Source organism: Luteibacter sahnii (assembly GCF_034063545.1).
In the GTDB taxonomy this organism is placed as follows: domain Bacteria; phylum Pseudomonadota; class Gammaproteobacteria; order Xanthomonadales; family Rhodanobacteraceae; genus Luteibacter; species Luteibacter sahnii.
On record NZ_JAQLOK010000001.1, the window covers coordinates 339,550 to 357,590 of the forward strand.

Annotated in this window: 17 protein-coding genes, 1 pseudogene and 1 riboswitch; of the genes and pseudogenes, 9 read left to right on the forward strand and 9 right to left on the reverse strand. The window is 68.5% G+C overall.

From position 1 onward, the window contains the following. Positions 1–60 precede the first annotated feature (60 nt). Positions 61–933 carry a thioredoxin gene (gene trxA, locus PI246_RS01580; RefSeq protein WP_320549534.1) on the reverse strand — a complete coding sequence of 291 codons (873 nt, stop codon included), beginning with the start codon at positions 931–933 and terminating at the stop codon, positions 61–63. A gap of 137 nt (positions 934–1,070) precedes the next feature. On the opposite strand from trxA, the gene PI246_RS01585 reads away from it, so the two are divergent. The 4 genes from PI246_RS01585 to PI246_RS01600 are packed head-to-tail and all read left to right on the forward strand — an operon-like array spanning position 1,071 to position 4,574. Then, the gene (locus PI246_RS01585; RefSeq protein ID WP_320549535.1) at positions 1,071–1,682 is read left to right on the forward strand and encodes a paraquat-inducible protein A; all 612 of its coding nucleotides are present in this window, start codon (positions 1,071–1,073) and stop codon (positions 1,680–1,682) included. Positions 1,683–1,696: 14 nt separating this feature from the next. Beyond that, complete coding sequence (locus tag PI246_RS01590; RefSeq protein ID WP_320550228.1) at positions 1,697–2,317, forward strand: paraquat-inducible protein A; 621 nt, start codon at positions 1,697–1,699, stop codon at positions 2,315–2,317. Further along, entirely contained in the window at positions 2,314–3,990 is a 1,677-nt protein-coding gene (locus tag PI246_RS01595) for a PqiB family protein (protein WP_320549536.1), read from the forward strand. The genes PI246_RS01590 and PI246_RS01595 overlap by 4 nt, the downstream gene beginning before the upstream one ends. After that, positions 3,987–4,574, forward strand: a complete 588-nt coding sequence (locus tag PI246_RS01600; RefSeq protein ID WP_320549537.1) for a PqiC family protein — start codon at positions 3,987–3,989, stop codon at positions 4,572–4,574. The genes PI246_RS01595 and PI246_RS01600 overlap by 4 nt, the downstream gene beginning before the upstream one ends. Positions 4,575–4,637: 63 nt before the next feature. Here PI246_RS01600 and PI246_RS01605 read toward each other — a convergent pair. Then, a pseudogene (locus PI246_RS01605) lies at positions 4,638–5,312 on the reverse strand (pyridoxal-phosphate dependent enzyme); the annotation flags it as partial. A 201-nt stretch (positions 5,313–5,513) separates the two neighbouring features. Next, a riboswitch (SAM riboswitch) is annotated at positions 5,514–5,627 on the forward strand. 94 nt (positions 5,628–5,721) lie between these two features. On the opposite strand from PI246_RS01605, the gene metX reads away from it, so the two are divergent. Genes metX through PI246_RS01620 form a run of 3 tightly spaced genes read left to right on the forward strand, consistent with a single transcriptional unit; the run spans position 5,722 to position 9,007 of the window. Beyond that, entirely contained in the window at positions 5,722–6,750 is a 1,029-nt protein-coding gene (metX, locus tag PI246_RS01610) for a homoserine O-succinyltransferase MetX (RefSeq protein ID WP_320549538.1), read from the forward strand. Positions 6,751–6,758: 8 nt separating this feature from the next. Beyond that, a complete protein-coding gene (metB, locus tag PI246_RS01615) occupies positions 6,759–7,949 on the forward strand; it encodes a cystathionine gamma-synthase (RefSeq protein ID WP_320549539.1) in 1,191 nt (396 codons plus the stop codon). After that, positions 7,946–9,007, forward strand: a complete 1,062-nt coding sequence (locus PI246_RS01620; protein ID WP_320549540.1) for a homoserine dehydrogenase family protein — start codon at positions 7,946–7,948, stop codon at positions 9,005–9,007. The genes metB and PI246_RS01620 overlap by 4 nt, the downstream gene beginning before the upstream one ends. 101 nt (positions 9,008–9,108) lie before the next feature. Here PI246_RS01620 and PI246_RS01625 read toward each other — a convergent pair whose 3' ends face one another. Beyond that, entirely contained in the window at positions 9,109–10,767 is a 1,659-nt protein-coding gene (locus tag PI246_RS01625; protein ID WP_320549541.1) for an APC family permease, read from the reverse strand. Between the two features lie 158 nt (positions 10,768–10,925). Between PI246_RS01625 and PI246_RS01630 the strand changes: the two genes are divergently transcribed. After that, the gene (locus tag PI246_RS01630) at positions 10,926–11,306 is read left to right on the forward strand and encodes a hypothetical protein (protein WP_320549542.1); all 381 of its coding nucleotides are present in this window, start codon (positions 10,926–10,928) and stop codon (positions 11,304–11,306) included. A gap of 79 nt (positions 11,307–11,385) precedes the next feature. Here the strand turns inward: PI246_RS01630 and PI246_RS01635 are convergent, their stop codons facing one another. Next, positions 11,386–12,768 (reverse strand): L-serine ammonia-lyase, encoded by a 1,383-nt coding sequence (locus PI246_RS01635; RefSeq protein WP_320549543.1) that lies wholly within the window; start codon positions 12,766–12,768, stop codon positions 11,386–11,388. Positions 12,769–12,839: 71 nt separating this feature from the next. Between PI246_RS01635 and PI246_RS01640 the strand changes: the two genes are divergently transcribed. Next, on the forward strand, positions 12,840–13,070 hold the full coding sequence (locus tag PI246_RS01640) for a glutaredoxin family protein (protein WP_320549544.1): 231 nt from the start codon (positions 12,840–12,842) through the stop codon (positions 13,068–13,070). 213 nt (positions 13,071–13,283) lie between these two features. Here PI246_RS01640 and PI246_RS01645 read toward each other — a convergent pair whose 3' ends face one another. The 5 genes from PI246_RS01645 to PI246_RS01665 form a co-directional block, all read right to left on the reverse strand. Beyond that, positions 13,284–14,627: a DUF697 domain-containing protein gene (locus PI246_RS01645; protein ID WP_407069761.1), complete on the reverse strand. Its 1,344-nt coding sequence runs from the start codon at positions 14,625–14,627 to the stop codon at positions 13,284–13,286. Between the two features lie 7 nt (positions 14,628–14,634). Further along, positions 14,635–15,195: a YceI family protein gene (locus PI246_RS01650; protein ID WP_320549545.1), complete on the reverse strand. Its 561-nt coding sequence runs from the start codon at positions 15,193–15,195 to the stop codon at positions 14,635–14,637. Then, complete coding sequence (locus tag PI246_RS01655) at positions 15,192–15,776, reverse strand: cytochrome b (RefSeq protein WP_320549546.1); 585 nt, start codon at positions 15,774–15,776, stop codon at positions 15,192–15,194. Before PI246_RS01655 ends, PI246_RS01650 begins: the two co-directional genes overlap by 4 nt. After that, positions 15,760–16,383, reverse strand: coding sequence for a YceI family protein (locus PI246_RS01660; protein WP_320549547.1), 624 nt, complete (start codon positions 16,381–16,383; stop codon positions 15,760–15,762). Before PI246_RS01660 ends, PI246_RS01655 begins: the two co-directional genes overlap by 17 nt. Positions 16,384–16,478: 95 nt before the next feature. Further along, positions 16,479–17,945, reverse strand: a complete 1,467-nt coding sequence (locus PI246_RS01665) for a GTPase (protein ID WP_320549548.1) — start codon at positions 17,943–17,945, stop codon at positions 16,479–16,481. Between the last annotated feature and the right edge of the window lie 96 nt (positions 17,946–18,041).

Below are 18,041 nucleotides of genomic sequence, written 5' to 3' on the forward strand. Positions count from 1 at the left end.
CCCGTCCTGCGCAAGGACGACGGACCTTCGGCCCGTCGCAGACCGGTGGTCGCCGCGCCGTCAGAACAGCAGCGATGCCATCTTGCGGCGATACGTGCCCACGAGCTCGGCATCGTCGAGGGTGGCGAAGGCCGCCAGGAGACGCTTCTTCGCCTGGCCGTCGTTCCAGTCGCGCTGCCGCTTGAGTACGTCGAGGAATTGATCCAGCCCCGCCGCCGCGTCGCCTTCGATGAGCAGGCGTACACCCAGCAGGTCGCGGGCTTCCCAGTCGCTGTCGTTGGATTGCAGGCGCTGGCGCAACGCTTCGATGTCCGGGGCGCCGGCCAGGGCGCGGGCCAGCTCCAGCTGGCTACGCAGGCGGACGGCGCGCGCGTCGGTGGCGAGGTTGGCGGGGAGGGCGTCCAGTTCGGCCTGGGCCGGGTCCACCTGCCCCGCGCGCATCAGGGCCAGGGCCAGGTCGAGCTTCAGCTCCGAACGGTCCGGCTCGGCCGCGATCGCCTGCTGGAGCCGGTTGATGGCGTCCTCGGCCGACTCGACCGGCGCGAATACCTCCGCCACCTCATCGCCGCCTTCGGACGGCACGATCCCGTGGCTCTGGAGGAACTCGCGAATCTGGCCCTCGGGCAGGGCGCCGGTAAACCCGTCGACGATGCCACCGCCGCTGACCAGCATCACCGTGGGAATGCTGCGCACCTGGAACGCCGCGGCGATCTGCTGTTCCGCGTCGACATCAACCTTGGCCAGGCGGAACGCGCCGGCATATTCCACGGCGAGCTTCTCGAGTATCGGGCCGAGCGACTTGCACGGGCCGCACCACTCGGCCCACAGGTCGACCAGGATGGGGGTATCCGTCGACGCTTCGACCACGTCCTTCTGGAAGCCGGCCGTGGTCGCGTCGAAGATGTGCGGGCTGGTGCTCTGGGCGCTGCTCACGGGGATGCTCCTGGATGATGAACCGACCCGCCGAAAGATCGGGGGAGCCCCCGAGCATATCAAGCCCGTCATGCGGCGTTTACGCCGATTTGCGATCATGTGGCACCGGGCCGACGCGGCCCCGCTTTCTGGACCGCATGGACAAGGCGCCCTCCCTGATCGTCTGCGAACACTGCGACACCGTTTACCGGCGGCAGCCCCTTGCCCGTGGCCAGGTCGCCCGCTGCACCGTCTGCGACGCCGTGCTCGAACGCCACCAGTGGTTGAGCGTGGATGGCCAGTTCGCCCTGGCCCTGACGGGCCTGATTGTCTTCGTGATCGCCAACGTCTCGCCGATCGTCACCCTGAGCCTGTCGGGGATGCAGGCTGACACCACGCTGTGGGGTGCCGTCATCGCCATGTGGAACGACGACGCCCAGGTGGTATCCGTGTTGACCGCGTTGACCCTGTTCTTCTTCCCGCTTGCGCAGATTCTCATGCACGGGTGGGTGCTCTGGTTCGCCCGGAACGGCCGACGCGCCCCCGGTTTCCGCGCCGCGATGTCGGCCCTGGTCCGGGTCAAGCCGTGGAGCATGATCGAGGTGTTCATGCTGGGCGTGCTGGTCGCCGTGGTGAAAGCCCACGCCTATTTCGACGTGGCGCCCGGCGCCGGCATCTGGGCTTTCGGCGTGCTCACCGTGCTGGTCACGGTGTTCGCCAGCCACGACCCGCGTAACCTCTGGGATGCCACGACGGAGGCGCGACCGTGAGCGACGCGAGCGACATGAGCGAACTGCCGAGGGCGCAGGATCTGGGCATGATGAGTTGCCACGTGTGCCGGCTCGTCACTACCTACAGCGACGATCCCGACGCCTGCTGCCCGCGATGCCACAACCGGCTGCACCCGCGAAAGCACGGCAGCCTGGCCCGGTCGTGGGCGCTGCTGATCGCGGCGGCCATCTTCTACATCCCGGCCAACGCGTTCCCGATCATGCGTACGCAGAGCCTGTTCGACAAGGACGACAACACGATCCTCAGCGGCATCGTCGAACTCTGGCGGGCCGGTTCGCCCGACCTGGCCATCATCGTCTTCACGGCGAGTATCGTGGTGCCCGTGCTGAAATTCGCCATCCTCGGCTACCTGCTCGTGTCGGTGCAGCGATCGAGCGACTGGAGCGCCCGTCGGCGGGCGAAGCTTTACCGGTTCGTGGAACTGGTCGGTTACTGGTCGATGCTCGACGTGTTCGTGGTGGCCATTCTTTCCGCGCTCGTGCATTTCAAGGTGTTGTCCCGCGTCGAGCCGTTGCCTGGCGTGGTGTATTTCGGGGTGGTCGTCGTGCTGACGATGCTGGCGGCCATGAGTTTCGATCCCAGGCTCATCTGGGACAAAAGGAAAGCGCAATGAGCGACACCCCCCAGGGCACTCCCGCCGGTGGCGATTCCCTGCCCCAGCCGCAGGTCCGCCGGTCGCGGCTAGGCTTCTCGCTGATCTGGCTGGTGCCGATCGTGGCCGCCCTCGTGGGCGTGTCGCTGCTGGTCCACTACATCCGTTCGGCCGGCCCGCACATCACGGTCACCTTCCTGACCGCCGAAGGCATCGAGGTCGGCAAGACGCAGGTGAAGTACAAGAACGTGGTGATCGGCAAGGTCACCAACATGCGCCTGTCGAAGGACCGCACCCACATCTCCGTGGAGATCGACCTCGACAAGGACGCCAGCGCGTTCGCCACCAAGGGCACCCGCTACTGGGTGGTTCGTCCGCGCGTCGGCGCCAGTGGCGTCTCGGGCATCGATACCCTGCTTTCCGGTGCCTTCATCGGCGCGGATGCGGGCGATTCCGATGAAGAGCAGAACGCGTTCAAGGGCCTGGAGATTCCCCCGGCGGTCACCCATGGCTCGCCCGGGCGGCGTTTCGTGCTGCACGCCGACGACCTGGGGTCGCTCGACATCGGCTCGCCGGTCTACTACCGGCGCATCCAGGTAGGTCGCATCGTGTCCTATCACCTCGACCCGGACGGCAACGGCGTGACGCTGGAGCTCTTCATCGATGGCCCGAACGATCGCTTCGTGTCCAAGGACACCCGCTTCTGGAACGCCAGCGGGGTGGACGTGTCGCTGGGTGCCGACGGTCTGAAGATGAACACCCAGTCGCTCGCCACCGTAATCGCCGGCGGCGTGGCCTTCGAAGACCCGCGCGGTCCCCACGACGACACGCCCGCGCCGGAAATGAACGCCTTCACCCTGTTCAACGACCAGACCACCGCGCTGGCCCCGCCGGACGGCAAGCCTTACTACTTCCGCATGCGGTTCGAACACTCGCTGCGCGGCCTCAACGTCGACGCCCCGGTGGAAATGATCGGCATGAAGGTCGGTCACGTCGTGTCGGTGACGCTCGACTACGACCCGAAGACGAAGACCTTCCCGGTCATCGTCGGTGCCGTGGTCTATCCGCAGCGACTGGGCAAGGCGCACGACAAGCTCGTGCAGTCGGCCGGCGGCGGCGACGACGAAGCCGCGTTCCCGAAGATCGCCGCGGCGCTGGTCGCGCATGGCCTGCGTGCCCAGGCGCGCAGCGGCAACCTGCTCACGGGCCAGCTCTACATCGCGCTCGACTTCGATCCGAAGGCGCCCAAGGTCGCCTTCGACCCGAACGCTAAGCCGCTGGAGATGCCGACCGTGGCGGGTGACTTCGATCACCTCCAGGAGCAGATCTCGAACATCGTCGACAAGGTCGAAAAGATTCCGTTCGATTCGATCGGCCGCAACCTCGACGGCAGCCTGAAGGAACTCCACGGCACGCTCCAGCAGGTCAACACCGACTTGCTGCCGGAAGCGAAGAAGACCCTGCAGGGTGTCAACGCGACCGTGGGCACGGCCAACGACGCGTTGTCCGAGAACTCGCCGCTGCGCCAGAACATCACCCTCACGCTCGAGGAACTCCAGCGCACGGTGCGTTCGGTGCGGGCCTTCACCGACTACCTCGGCCGCCACCCCGAGGCGCTGCTGCGCGGCCGTAGCGCCGATGCGCCCGCCCCGGCGCCGTCGACCACCCCGAAGGGCAAGGACGTACAGCCATGACCAAGACCCTCCGTTTCGTCGCCCCGTTCGCGCTGCTGGCCGTGGCGGCATGCTCCTCGGCGCCCACGCGCTTCCACACCCTGGTGCCCCCGGCCGCCGCGCCGGCCACCACGTCGGCGCCCTTCGTCATCGACGTGCAGGCGGTCAACGTGCCGCCGCAGGTCGATCAGCCCGCCCTGGTGCTGCGCCACGGCGCGAACGGCGTCTCAGTGATGGACGGCGAGCGCTGGGCGTCGCCGCTTGGCGACGAGATCCGCACCGCGCTTGCCGCCGACCTGTCCCAGCGGCTCGGTACGCATGACGTGCACGGGCTGGCCGTGGGCAAGGACACCGCCGTGGTCCGCGTGCAGGTGGACGTGCGCCGTTTCGATTCGGAACTGGGCGGTAACGCCACGCTGGAGGCGGCGTGGTCGGTGCGTGGCACCCGGGCCGCCGCGGATTGCGCCTCGCGCTTCAGCCAGCCGGCGGGCAGCGATTACGACAGCCTCGTGAGCGCCCACCAGCGTGCCATCGGCGATCTGGCGGATGGCATCGCCGGGGCGGTGAGGTCGGTGGCCGCGGGCCAGGTGCCTGCCTGCCGTTGAGTCGTTCGCCCCGGTGCCGGGCGAGGATCGGGCGTTCCGGCGCCGCGATCCTCGCCAGCCGGGCTACCCGGCATCGTCGCCCGGAAACGCCTGGTCCAGCCAGGCCGGCACGGGAAGCCCCTTGCCGCGCAAGAAGCCCGGGTTGAACAGCTTGGCTCGATAACGCATGCCGCCGTCGCACAGCACGTTGACGATCGTGTGCCCCGGCCCCAGCTCGCGGGCCAGCCGCAGCGCCCCGGCGAGGTTGACGCCGCTGGAGCCGCCCACGCAGTAGCCCTCGCGATGGAGCAGGTCGTGCACGAGGGGGAGGGACTCCTCGTCCGGGATCGACCAGGCCCGGTCCACCGGTGCCCCGTCGAAATGGGCCGTGATCCGGCTGCTGCCGATGCCCTCGCTGATCGAGCTGCCCTCGGCAACCCGTTCACCCGTCTCGACGTAGCGCGCCAGCGCCGAGCCCGCCGGGTCGGCGAGGGCGATCCGAACCGCCGGATGTCGCGCCTTGAGTGCCCGCCCCACGCCCGCGAGAGTACCGCCGGTGCCCGCCGCACAGTCGAAGCCGTCGATCCGGCCACCGGTCTGCACCCAGATGTCCGGCCCCGTGTGGGCTTCGTGCCAGTCGCGGTCGGCCGTGTTGTCGAACTGGTCGGCGAACCATGCCCCGCCGATCGTCGCCGCCAGCGCACGGGCGACGTGGGCATAGTGGCCGGGATCTTTTTACGGCACGGCCGGCGCCAGGCGCTGGCGTGGGTGGTCATGGTGCGATGGTAATCCGCCCTCGGTCGGCGCGCCGGCGATGCCGAGATGGCGCTCGAAGGCTTTTCCGGGCGAAAAGCGCCTATTTCGGCTTCATGAACGAATGCGTTGGGATCATGGATGGATAGGCGTCTGGACGTCTAAACGTCTGTTGACAGGGATGGGGTCCGGGCGTATCTTCGGTTCCACTCATCGAGACCGGCTGAGGGACAGGCCCTTTGAAGCCGGGGCAACCTGCGGATTTCCGCGACGGTGCCAACTCCTGCGGGGCGTGCATGCACGCCAGCCGATAGATGGGATGTCCGTTTCGGGCGCGCTGCCGCGCACCCGCCGCGCCGACAGTCCGTATGACGGTTCCGCAGGGCTCGACCCTTCATCGCAGGAATCGTCCGACATGTCAGCCGAGCCCCTCACCGTGACCTCTCTCCTCCAAGCGACGACCGTCGCGGCGCCGCGTTGCGCGGCCGACCTCACCGAACAGCGCGGCACGCGCCGCGTCCGTATCGTGCCGGCCTACGGCAACGGCGCCGTCGACCTCGACGTGCGCTACCTCTGGTGCGGCGCCCCGGACGGTCCGACCGTGATCGTGCAGGGCGGCATTTCCGCCGATCGCGACGTGTGCGCGGGCCGCGATCGCGGGGCGGGTTGGTGGGGCCCCCTGGTCGGCGAAGGCGCCGCCGTCGACCTGTCGAGCTACCGGGTGCTGTGCATCGACTGGGTGGTCCCATCCGAACTCGGCCACGTGCCTTCGGTGTCCAGTGGCGACCAGGCCGCCGCGCTGGCCGCCCTGGTGGACGAACTCGGCATCGGTCGCGTGCATGCCTTCGTCGGCTCCTCCTACGGGGCCATGGTGGGGCTGGCCTTCGCGGCGCGTTACCCCGACGCGCTCAAGTCGCTCGTGCTGCTGGCCGGTGCGCATCGGCCGCATCCGCTGGCGACGGCACAGCGGTCGATCCAGCGCGGCATCGTCCGCCTCGGCCTCGACACCGGCCGCACCGACGAGGCGCTGGCCCTGGCACGCCAGCTGGCGATGACCACCTACCGCGGCAGCGAGGAATTTTCCCGTCGCTTCGCGGCGGGGCCGGCGTGGCGCGATGGCCGCTTCCACTTTCCCGTCGAAGACTACCTCGAGCATGCCGGCCGTCGTTTCGTCGAGCGCTTCGATGCACAGCGGTTCCTTGCGTTGTCCGAGTCGATCGACCTGCACGACGTCACGCCCGAAGCCATCGCCGCGCCGGCGACGCTGGTGGGCTTTCCCTCCGACCGCCTCGTGCCGTTGGCCGACCTGTGCGAGTTGCAGCGACGCCTCGCTGGCACGGCCACGCTCGACGTCGTCGAATCGCCGTATGGACACGACGCGTTCCTGAAAGAAACCGCGCAACTGGCCCCCGTGCTGCGCCGCGCCCTCAACGACTGTCGATAAGAACCGCCATGACCGACTCCCGCCTCTGCACCCGCGCCGTCCGCGCCGGCATCGAATCCGACACCCAGCACGGGGCCGTCGTGCCGCCGCTGCACCTGTCGACCAACTACGCGTTCGAAGGCTTTGGCCGCAAGCGCGCCTACGATTATTCGCGAAGCGGCAATCCCACGCGCGACCTCCTTGCCGACGCGCTCACGGAGCTGGAAGAGGGCGCCGGGGCGGTCGTCACCAACACGGGCATGTCGGCGGTGGCGCTGGCGCTCGAACTCGTGCCATCCGGCGGCCTCGTGCTGGCCGCGCACGATTGCTACGGCGGCACCTGGCGCCTGCTCGACGCCTGGGCGCGCAAGGGGCGCTTCCAGGTGCGCTTCGTCGACTTCACCGATCCCGCCGCGCTCGCCGATGGCCTCGCCGCGAAGCCGGCGTTGGTGTGGATCGAGACCCCGTCCAATCCGCTTCTGCGCATCACCGACGTGCGTCATGTCGCGCAGGCCGCGCATGCGGTGGGTGCGCTGGCGGTGGTCGATAACACGTTCCTCTCGCCCGCGTTGCAACAGCCCCTGACGCTCGGTGCCGACGTCGTCGTGCACTCCACCACCAAATACATCAACGGCCACAGCGACGTGGTGGGCGGTGCCGTGATCGCGGCCGACGCCGCCGTCGCCGAGCAGCTGAAGTGGTGGGGAAACTGCAACGGACAGACCGGCTCGCCGTTCGACGCGTTTCTCACCCTGCGCGGCGTGCGCACGCTGGCCGTGCGTCTGCGTGCCCATGAGGAGAATGCACGGCGGATCGCGGATCGTCTCGCGAGCCATGAAGCGGTCGAACGCATCTACTACCCGGGCCTCGCGTCGCATCCCGGACACGCGCTCGCGCGGCGCCAGCAGAAGGGCTTTGGCGCGATGCTGAGCTTCGAGGTTGCTGGGGGAGAGCCGGCCATCGAAGCCTTCGTCGACGGCCTGCGTTACTTCTCCCTGGCCGAATCCCTGGGCGGCGTCGAAAGCCTTATCGCCCACCCGGCCACCATGACCCACGCGGCGATGGCGCCGGAAGCGCGCCGCGTGGCCGGCATCGCCGATAACCTGCTGCGTCTGTCGGTGGGCATCGAAGACGGTGACGACCTGATCGACGACCTCGATGCCGCGCTTGCCCGCGCAGCGGCGGTGTCGCCCGCGTCCAAACGCAAGGTCGGCGCATGAACGCGCTGGCCACCGATGCCGTCTCGCCGCCGCGCACGGCCGCCGTGTTGTTGGGCACGGGCGTGGTGGGGCGGGCGCTGTTGGCCCTTCTGTCCACCGGGGCCGCGCGGGATATCCGGCTGGTCGGCGCCGCCAACTCGAAGCGGCAGCATGCCCAGCCCGATGGCTTGACGCCGGTGGACGTGGTGCAGCGGTTGGCGGCGCATCGCGACGGCCGCGACAACGCCGCGCTGTTGGCCGCGCTCGACGACAGCGGCGCGTCGTGCAAGGTGGTCGTCGACGCGACGGCGTGCGCGAAGGAAGCGGGCCGGCACGCCGAATGGTTGGCCGCGGGGTACCACGTGGTGACCGCGAACAAGGCGTTGGCGGGCGGCCAGCTGTCCGGCTGGCGCGCGTTGCAGGCGGCGTCGGCGCGGGGTGCGGTCTACGGCGATGCCGCCACGGTTGGCGCCGGTCTGCCGGTGCTGTCCACCTTGCGACGCCTGCGGCGTTGCGGCGACAGCCTGCTGACGCTCGAAGGGGTGTTTTCCGGATCGCTCTCGTGGCTCTTCAACCAATACGACGGCTCGCGGCCCTTTTCGGAACTGTTGCTCGACGCGCGGCGGCTGGGTTTCACCGAGCCGGACCCCCGCTCCGACCTGTCCGGCGAGGATGTGGCACGCAAGCTGCTCATCATCGCGCGCAACGCAGGCTTCGCCCTCGGGAGCGACGAGGTGGAAATCGAGAGCCTCGTGCCGGAAGCGCTCCGCGACGTGGATACGGCGACGTTCCTTGACCGGGTGAAAGCGCTGGACGCGCCGTTGCATGCCCGCCACGAGGCGGCGCGGGCGAAGGGCAAGGTGTTGCGCTACCTGGCGCGACTCAACCAGCGAGGGCGAGCCCGTGTCGGTCTCGTCGAGGTGGATGCCTCGCATCCGGCATCCCGGCTGTCGGGCACCGACAACCAGTTCGCCCTCACCACCACGCGTTATCACGCGACGCCGCTGGTCATCCAGGGACCGGGCGCCGGTCCCGAGATCACGGCGCAGGCGCTACTGGGCGACGTGTTGTCGCTTTGACGGGACCGGCGGGGGGGGGCGCCAGCACCCTTTCGATGTAGCACTCTCGCGACATCAAGAAGCCAGATAAGAAAAAGGCATCTTCAAGGTGCCTTTTCCGCTTAGCGATGGCCGGTAGCCCGTTCGGCTTCGTCCGCGCTGGGCGGCAGGTCCATCTCGTCGTCGTGGTGGAAGCGCGCGGCTTCGACCATGGGCGTGCGCCAGCCCGTGCGGATGCCCCACACGTAGAACACGGCGCCGATCACAGCGACGAGCGCGAGGTCGTAGCCATACGGGATGTAGTCGTGACCGCCGAACGTCTTGCTGCCGGCCCACGATACGGCGGCAATGACCGGCAGGTAGACGATCAGCCACCACGCGCCGCGCAGGTGGCGGCCGAAGTCGTCCCAGCCGCTCTTGGCGGTGTAGTAGAAATAGATCGGCAGGGCGACGACCATCAACAGGATGATCTCACCGGTGAGCGGCCACTTGGCCCAGTACAGCAGCTCGGTGGCGAAGATGAACGCGAGGGCGGCGAGCACCGGCAGCCCGGGAATGCGCAGCGGACGCTTGAGCTCCGGCGCCGTGCGGCGCAGGGTCATGACGCTGACCGGCCCGGTGAGGTAGGAGATGATCGTCGACACCGAAATCACCGCCGCCAGCGTGCCCCAGCCGCGGAAGAAGAACAGGAAGATGAAGCTCACCACGAGGTTGAGCCACATCGCCGGCCGCGGGATGCCGAAACGCGGATGGATATGGCCGAAGATCTTCGGCAACTGGCCGTTGCGCTCCATCGCGTAGATCATGCGCGCCGTGGTGGCGGTGTAGGTGGCGCCGGTGCCGCTGGGGCTGATGAAGGCGTCGGCATAGAGCAGGATCGCCATCCAGTTGATCATCAGCGCGGTGGCGAGTTGGGCGAAGGGCGAGGCGTATTCGAGGCCGGCCCAGCCATGGCCGAGCTGGTCGGGCGGCACGGCGCCGATGAAGGCCACCTGCAGCAGCACGTAGACCACCGTGGCGAGCAGAATCGAACCGATCACGGCCAGCGGCACGTTGCGGCCCGGGTTACGCGCTTCGCCGGCGAGGTTCACCGGGCTCTGGAAGCCGTTGAAGCTGAATACGATGCCCGAGATCGCCACCGCCGTCAGGATCGACGAGATGTCGATGGCGTGGGAGCCGCCGTGCGCACCGATATGGAAATTGCCCGGGTTGTAGCTCGTCGCGATCAGTGCGATGCCGGTGGCCGCGGGCACCACGAGCTTGAACACGGTGATGGCCGTGTTGCTCTTGGCGAAGAGCTTCACGCTCCAGAAATTGAGGAAGAAATAGACGAACACCAACACCACGGCGATCGCCAGGCCCGGCGGCGTGAGCTCGCCATGGCCGTTAGTGACGACGTAGAGGTCTTTGGTCCACGTGGCCCATTCCCATGGCCACGACGCCATGTATTGCACCGAGGCCTCGGCCTCGACCGGGATGACCGAGACGATGGCGATCCAGTTGGCCCAGCCCGCGATGAAGCCGACCAGCGAGCCGTGCGAGTAATGGCCGTAACGGACCATGCCGCCGGACTCGGGGAACATCGCACCCAGTTCCGCATAGGTTAGGGCGATGAACAGGATGATGACCGCGCCGATGATCCAGGCGTAGATCGCCCCCGGGCCGGCCAGTTGGGCCGCGTGCCAGGCGCCGAACAGCCAGCCTGAGCCGATGATCGAACCCAGGCCGGTCAGCATGAGGGCGAAGGCGCCGACGTCGCGGCGGATGTGCTTGTGGGACATGGTGACTCCGGTCGGACGGGCCGGGGTAACCTGGCCCTGGGCAACACAAGGGCCGGATGATGACAGCCCATGGCCCGCCTGTCAGCCCGCGGTCCGCCGCGCAAACCGGCCGCCGGTCGATATACACTGACCGGCGCGGTAGGGATCAAGGGGTTCGGATGCGTTCGAGGCGGGTCGTCGTCGGCATGTTGTTCATGGCGCTCTGGGCATGCGGCACCGCCGCAGCCGACGAGGCATGGAACGACAAGGGCCGTGCGATCGATTCGGAGTCCTACGACCGTACCGCCAAGGGTTTTTACTTCACCCTGCACCCCGGCGAAGACCCCGTGGACTCCGTGCGGCGCTGCGCCATGACCATGCGCGAACTGGGCCACCTGGCGTCGGTATCGTGCTTCGCGTACACGAGCCGGCAGCGGTTCGACACCCGCCAGGGAAAACTGCGGATCTGCTATTCGGCCGTCGCCAACTGGTGGGGGCAGGACGAACCGGTGCGGGTCGAGACGGTCGACCGGCTACCCCGGATCTGCCCCGGACGCTAAGACACCCTCCGGGCAGGAGCGCGCCCCGCGCGCGACAAGCCCACCCGGCGATAAGCGGAAACCCCCGCTCGCCCCGGCCTCAACACTCGATCACGTTCACCGCCAAGCCACCCCGCGAGGTTTCCTTGTATTTGTCCTTCATGTCGCGGCCGGTGTCGCGCATGGTGGCGATGACCTTGTCGAGCGACACATGGTGCTTGCCGTCGCTCTTGAGCGCCATGCGGCTGGCGTTGATCGCCTTGACCGCCCCCATGGCGTTGCGCTCGATGCAGGGGATCTGCACGAGACCGCCGATCGGATCGCACGTGAGACCCAGGTTGTGTTCCATGCCGATTTCCGCGGCGTTTTCCACCTGGGTGACGCTGCCGCCGAGCGCGGCGGCGAGCCCGCCCGCGGCCATCGAGCAGGCCACGCCCACTTCGCCCTGGCAGCCGACTTCCGCGCCCGAAATGGAGGCATTTTCCTTGTAGAGGATACCGATCGCGGCCGCGGTGAGCAGAAACTCGACAACGCCGTTCTCGGACGCGCTGGGGCAGAAGTGCCGGTAATAGTGCAGCACGGCGGGCACGATGCCGGCGGCGCCATTGGTCGGTGCGGTGACCACTCGGCCACCCGCGGCATTTTCTTCGTTCACGGCCAGGGCGTAGAGGTTGACCCAGTCCAGGATGGTCAGCGGATCGCGCAGCGAGGCCTCCGGCTGCGCGCGCAGTTCGGCCGCCATCGCGGGCGCGCGGCGGTTGACCTTCAGGCCGCCCGGGAGCGTGCCCGGCGACCGCAGGCCGCGGCTGACGCAATCCTGCATCGCTTTCCAGATGGTGAGCAGGCCGGCGCGCGTCTCGTCCTCCGACCGCCAGATGCTCTCGTTGCGCATCATCAACTGGGCGATGCTGAGACGGTGTTCGTGGCAAAGCGACAGCAGTTCGTCGCCCGTGGAGAACGGATAAGGCTGTTCGCTGGTGTCGGCGACGATGCGGTCTTCCGCCGCTTCGTCAGGGTTGACCACGAAACCGCCGCCCACCGAGTAGTAGTCGCGTGTGGCCAGTTCGTTGCCGTCGGCGTCGTACGCCGAGAAGCGCATACCGTTGGTGTGGAACGGAAGCTTCTGGCGCTTGTTGAAGACCAGGTCGGATTTTTCGTCGAAGGCGATTTCGTGCCGGCCCAGGATGCGGATGCGTTTGCTGCCGCGAATACGCTCGAGCGTCGCGGGGATGGCATCCGGATCGACGCGGTCGGGCCATTCGCCCTCGAAACCGAGGAGGACGGCCTTGTCGGTGCCGTGGCCGCGGCCGGTCATGGCCAGCGAGCCGAACAGTTCGCAGCGCACCCGGGCCACGCGCTCGAGCACGCCTTTTTCTTCAAGCCAATGTTCGGCGAAGCGCGCGCCGGCGCGCATGGGGCCCACCGTGTGCGACGAGGAGGGGCCGATGCCGATCTTGAAGAGGTCGAAGACGCTGACTGCCATGGGAAGGCTACGAAAAAGGGGACAGCCCGCTATTCTACGCCCTGCCGCCGACCGACCCCATAGGCCCCTGGATGTCCCTCTTCACGCTGTTCCAGCGCGACGACTGCCACCTCTGCGACCAGGCCCTCGCGGTGCTGGCGCAGGCCCGGTTTCCCGATTTTTCGTCGGTGTTCATCGATGACGACGACGGGCTGGAGATGCGTTACGGCGCCCGTGTGCCGGTACTGCGGCGCGACAGCGACGGCGGGGAACTGGACTGGCCGTTCGACGCGGCCACCGCCGCCGCGTTCGCCGGTTCATGACAGCGTGGTCGGAACGCACCTGCGCGCGAACTCAGGTGAGCCAGGGCGAAAGGCGCCAAGTGCCGGTGGGAGCGGATCGTCGCCGCGACCTCTCGACGCCGCTCGTGCGAGTGAGGCGGTGATGCTGCTTGTGCGTGGTCATTACCGTCGCTCGGACCATGCCGGCTGCCGCCGGATCGCCGATGCGATCGTCGGGACACCGTGCGTCGGGCGCTAGGTCTTCAGCCGCTTGAGGATTTCTTCCCGCGCCTCTCGCAGGATGGAATCCCGGTCGAGGCTGGCGACGATATCGGCCACGGCGCGCTTGGCCCCCTGTTCGCCCCACGATTTGCCGGCCACCAGGTAGTGCTCGGCGGCACGGCCGATGAGCACCGTGGCATACCAGCCCAGGGCGCCTTGCGCGGCGGCGGTCACGACCACCGACAGGCCGCCGCTGAGCCCCTTGAGCGCGGAAGACACCAGTTGCATGCCCCACACCGCGCCCATCAGCGCGGCCAGCTGGGTGCTGATCACCGCCACCAATCGCCCGGATTCGCTCCGGGTGAGCGGCAGGCCGTACACCCGGCTCAATTGCACGACCATGGCCGCATCCAGGCCGCCGGCGAGCAGGAGATCGGCGACGGGCACCGGATTGAGCGCCACCGCCACGGCTTTCGCCACGCAATACTGGCGGATAGTGCGCGACGCCACGTCGCGGCGCGTGGCGGCAATGCGCGCGCTTAGCTGATCGGTGAGCCGGCCCGCGAAGAGGCCGGCGTTAATCGCCGACAACGTCTTGCCTTCCCGCTCGGCGATGGCGACGAGGCGTGTCTTCAGCGCCGCCACGTCGGCGGCGGGCAGCTCGCGATGCCGCCGCTCGTTGCCGTGCGCGTCGACCTCGATGACCTCGCGTCCCGTCGGCCGCGCGGCCACCGCGATCACGTCCTCGCGCCGGATGAGGCCCTCGGCATGGTCGCGCAGGCGATCGAGCAGTCCGTCGCGTTCGTCGTCGGCGTATCGGTCGGCCTTGTTCAGCACGAGCAGCAACGGCCGCCGTGTCGCGGACAGCGTGCGCAAGGCATCGCGTTCTTCCCGGGTGAGATCGCCGTCGGCGACGAAGACGATGAGGTCGCTGACTTCCGCGACCTCGAACGCGAGCCGCTCGCGGTCCTCGCCCCCCAGTTCGTTGATGCCCGGCGTATCGATCAGCACGAGGCCGGCGTGGGCGGCTTCGTCGAGCCGGGCCACGTCGGCCCGCGTGGTGGTGCCGTGGAGCACGCCCACCTCGAACGCGTCGCGGCCCAGGAGCGCGTTGCCCAGGGCGGACTTGCCGGCCGAAACGCGGCCGAAGACGGCGACATGGAGTTCTTCGTTTTCCAGCCGGTCGAGCATGTGTTCGACGCGACGGAAATCCTCGGCCATCGCCGCGCGTACGTCGGCGGGGATGGACGGATCGTCGAGCAGGCCACGGAGGCTGGCGGCCACCGCGCCGCCACGGGCGTCGTCAGCCGGCGACGCCGACGACGCGTGGGTCAGGCGGCCGGTGAGGCCGCGCAGGCGTTCGCGCCAGCCGGCCACGCGCGGCTTACTTCGGCTGCAGGTTGAGCGTGCCGTTGACCAGCACGTCGTCGGCGATCGTCGAGGTGTCTTTGTATTCGCCGCCGCCCACGCCGAAGTCCAGGCGCTTGAGCGAGCCGGTGACCATCAGCCGCGCGCCCCCGGCGGCCGGCGAGAACACCACCTTCAGCGCCACCGGCTTGGTGATGCCGTGAAGGGTGAGGTTGCCGTTGGCCATGACGTTGCCCTTGGCGTCCTTGGTGAATCCCGTGGTGACGTAGTGCGCCTTCGGAAACCGGGACGCGTCGAAGAAGTCGGCGCCGGGCAGGGCGGTGTCGCGGTCGTTGTCGCCGGTCTTCGCGCTGGCCACGTCGACCGTCACGTCGAATTTCGCCGTGGCCAGGTTCGCCGGGTCGTAGCTGATGGTGGCGTCGAACTTGCCGAACGTACCATCGAACTGCTGCCCCTGGAACTTGCCGCTGAAGCCGAGCGTGCTGCCCGGGCCCACTTTGTAGTCGGCGGCCGACGCGGCGAGAGGCATCGCCAGGGCGAGGGCGAGCAGGGAGAAACGGCGAATCGACGGGATCATGGTTTGTCTCCGGGGGAGGGGGTGAGGTGGCGGCGGGCGCGGCCGAAGGGAAGCATGCGCCGGAGGGTGTCGTCGCGATCGATGAAATGATGCTTGAGCGCCCCGCCGGCGTGCGCGACGAGCACGGCCACGAGGAACCAGAACAGGTATTCGTGCACCTCGACCAGCACCGCGGCGACGTCGGGGTCCTTCGCGGTCAGCGCGGGAAGGTTGAAGAGCTTGAAAAACTGCAGCGGAAAGCCTCGCGCGGAGTTGAAGAGCCAACCCGACAGCGGGATCGCCACGATGAGCACGTAAAGCAGTCCGTGCACGATGGTCGCGGCCACGTGCTGCCAGCGCGGCGCGGGGTCTTCGGCAGGGCGCCGATCGAACAGCCGCCAGGCCAGGCGCAGCAGGAACAGCGCGAGCACGGTCAGGCCGATCGACTTGTGCAGCGCGAACAGGTTGATCTTTTGCATGGACGGCTTGAGGTCGTCCATCCACAAGGCGAAAACGCCATTGCCGATAATGAGCAGCGCCATGACCCAGTGGAGGGTCTTGGCGATCGTGCTCCAGCGGCCGGGTTCACTGCGCAGGGGCATCGTGGGTGTCCTTGGAAGAAGAGGGGGCCTCGCCGCCTCGGATGGCTTCGACTTCGAGCCAGACGGTGACGGTGGTGCCGACGGAGTTGCGGTTGGATGTCATGCCGAACGCGGTGCGATCCAAGGTGAGGCTCGACGAGAAGCCGGCCACCGTGTGCAGTCCGTAGATGGTGCGACCGATCCGGTTGACCCGGAATGGGATGTCCAGCGGTACGGTGACGCCGCGCAGGGTGAAATGGCCGTGGACCACGCCCTCGTCGGCGCCACGCTTTTCCACGGCATCGCTGACGTAACGGGCGGTATCGCCGTGCGCCGTATCAAGAAACGCACTGGCGCTCACGGCCTTGTTCCAGGCCGCGTCGCCCATGTCGAGGGAGGTCAGGTCGATCGTGGCCTGCACGGAGGACTTCGACCAATCGTCCGGATCGAAACGCAACGTGCCTTCGCGTACCTTCAGCCGCCCGAACGCCCGGGAGAAGCCGTTATGGTCGACATTGAAGACGACCTGCGTGTGCACCGGGTCGAATTGGTAGTCGACCGGGGTCGCGGCGACAGCCAGGGGGACGAGCGCCAGGCAGGCTGGCAACAGCAAACGCGCGGAGGGCATGCGGGGTGTCCTGTTCCGGGGTAGGGCCGCGACGCGGTCGACGGGAGGGAGTGTCGCCGAGCGGCCCGTGCTTGTCAGCCTGCCGGACCGCGAACTCATCGTTCACCCCGCGAACCGCGCCACGCGTCGCGGGTCAGTTCGGTGAGCCGGGCCAGGCGCGAGGCCGTGCCATCCTCCAGCAGCTCGCGCATCCGTCGCGCCGCCTCGGCGCCGTCCAGTCGGTGGCTTTCGGCGAGCGTGGCGGCGAGCGCGCGGCCGAGGCTGTCAAAGATCAGGGCGTAGGCGAACGCGTGGAGCACGCCGCCGCCCAGGGTGCCCAGGCCCGGAAACGCCTTGAACGCGTTGCCCGCGATCGCCAGCACCACGGAGGTGCCGGTCCGGAGTGTCAGGCGCGCCTCGCGCAACAGCGACTCGACCTCGATGTCGCTCACCCCGACGCCATACAACCGGGCCAGGTCCCGGGCGAGGCTGGCGGCAAGGGCGCCCTGCACGATCAGATCGGTGCCCGGCGCGACCGCGGCCATGGCGCCCACGATGGCGCGGCGCGCGTGCCGGGTGACGATGCGCTCGGCCTCCCCGGCGCGGAACGCGGCTTCGCTCTCGCTGGTGCGTTCGTGCAGGCGGGCCAGCACGGCGTTTTCCCGCTGCGATTCGAGCGCATCGACGCCCGGGGCGGTGAGCCGGGCCAGCGCGTCGCGCAACGCGTCGACGTCGGGGCGGCGTGCCCGGCGCACGTCTTCCACCCGGCCGTCGGTAAGCCGGCGGGTGAAGCGTTCCTCGCCGCCGGCAGACGTGGTCACGATGGCATCGGGCATGCCCTCGGCGTGGGCCGTCACGCGGGTCAGGATCGCCTCGCGCTCCGCGTCGGTCCATTGGTCGGCTTTGTTCACCGCCAGCACCATCGGCTTGCCGAAGTAACCCAGCCAGCGCACCTCGCTCGCCTGCGTGCGCGTGAGGTCACCGGCGCACACGTAGATCACCGCGTGGGCGCGCAGCACCTCGTCGCGGGCCAGCCGCTCGTGCGCCTCGCCGTCGGCTTCGGCCGAGCCGGGCACGTCGGCGATCGTCCAGGTATCGCCGTCGGGGGCGAGGCCGTCGTAGAGCGTGACCTCACGGGTGGTGCCGCCGCGGGCGTCGCTGGCGGCCTGCGCCCCGGGAAGCAGCGCGGCGATCAGCGCGGATTTGCCCACCGAAATCTCGCCGAAGAGCGCGAGGTGGATGCGCCGGCTTGCCCGGCGGCGGTCCAGTTCGTCGAGTTCGGCGCGAAGCGATTCGGTGCCGGCGTGCTGGTCGCGCAACGCGTCGATGCGCGCGGCGATCGTCTCGCGGTCCGGCGCCGCGACGATCGCACGCTTTTTCCGGGGGCGCAGCCAGTACGCGCCGAAGGCGACGCCGGCAACGAGCATCACGGCCAGCACCGCCCCGATCAGCCAGCGGATGCCGAGGGGCAGCGTCATGAAACGCTGGGCCGTCGACAGTGCCTGTTCAAGGGTCGCGAACAGCAGCCAGGCGAAGGCGGCGATGCCGATGGCGGCGGTCAAGAGACGGAATCGACGGGACATGCCGCTGATCTTACGCGGAAGCGTGTCGGCGATGGCTTACATATATATCAGTTATTTACCGGGCTCTTTCCGCCGGGTGGCATGGCAAGATGACAG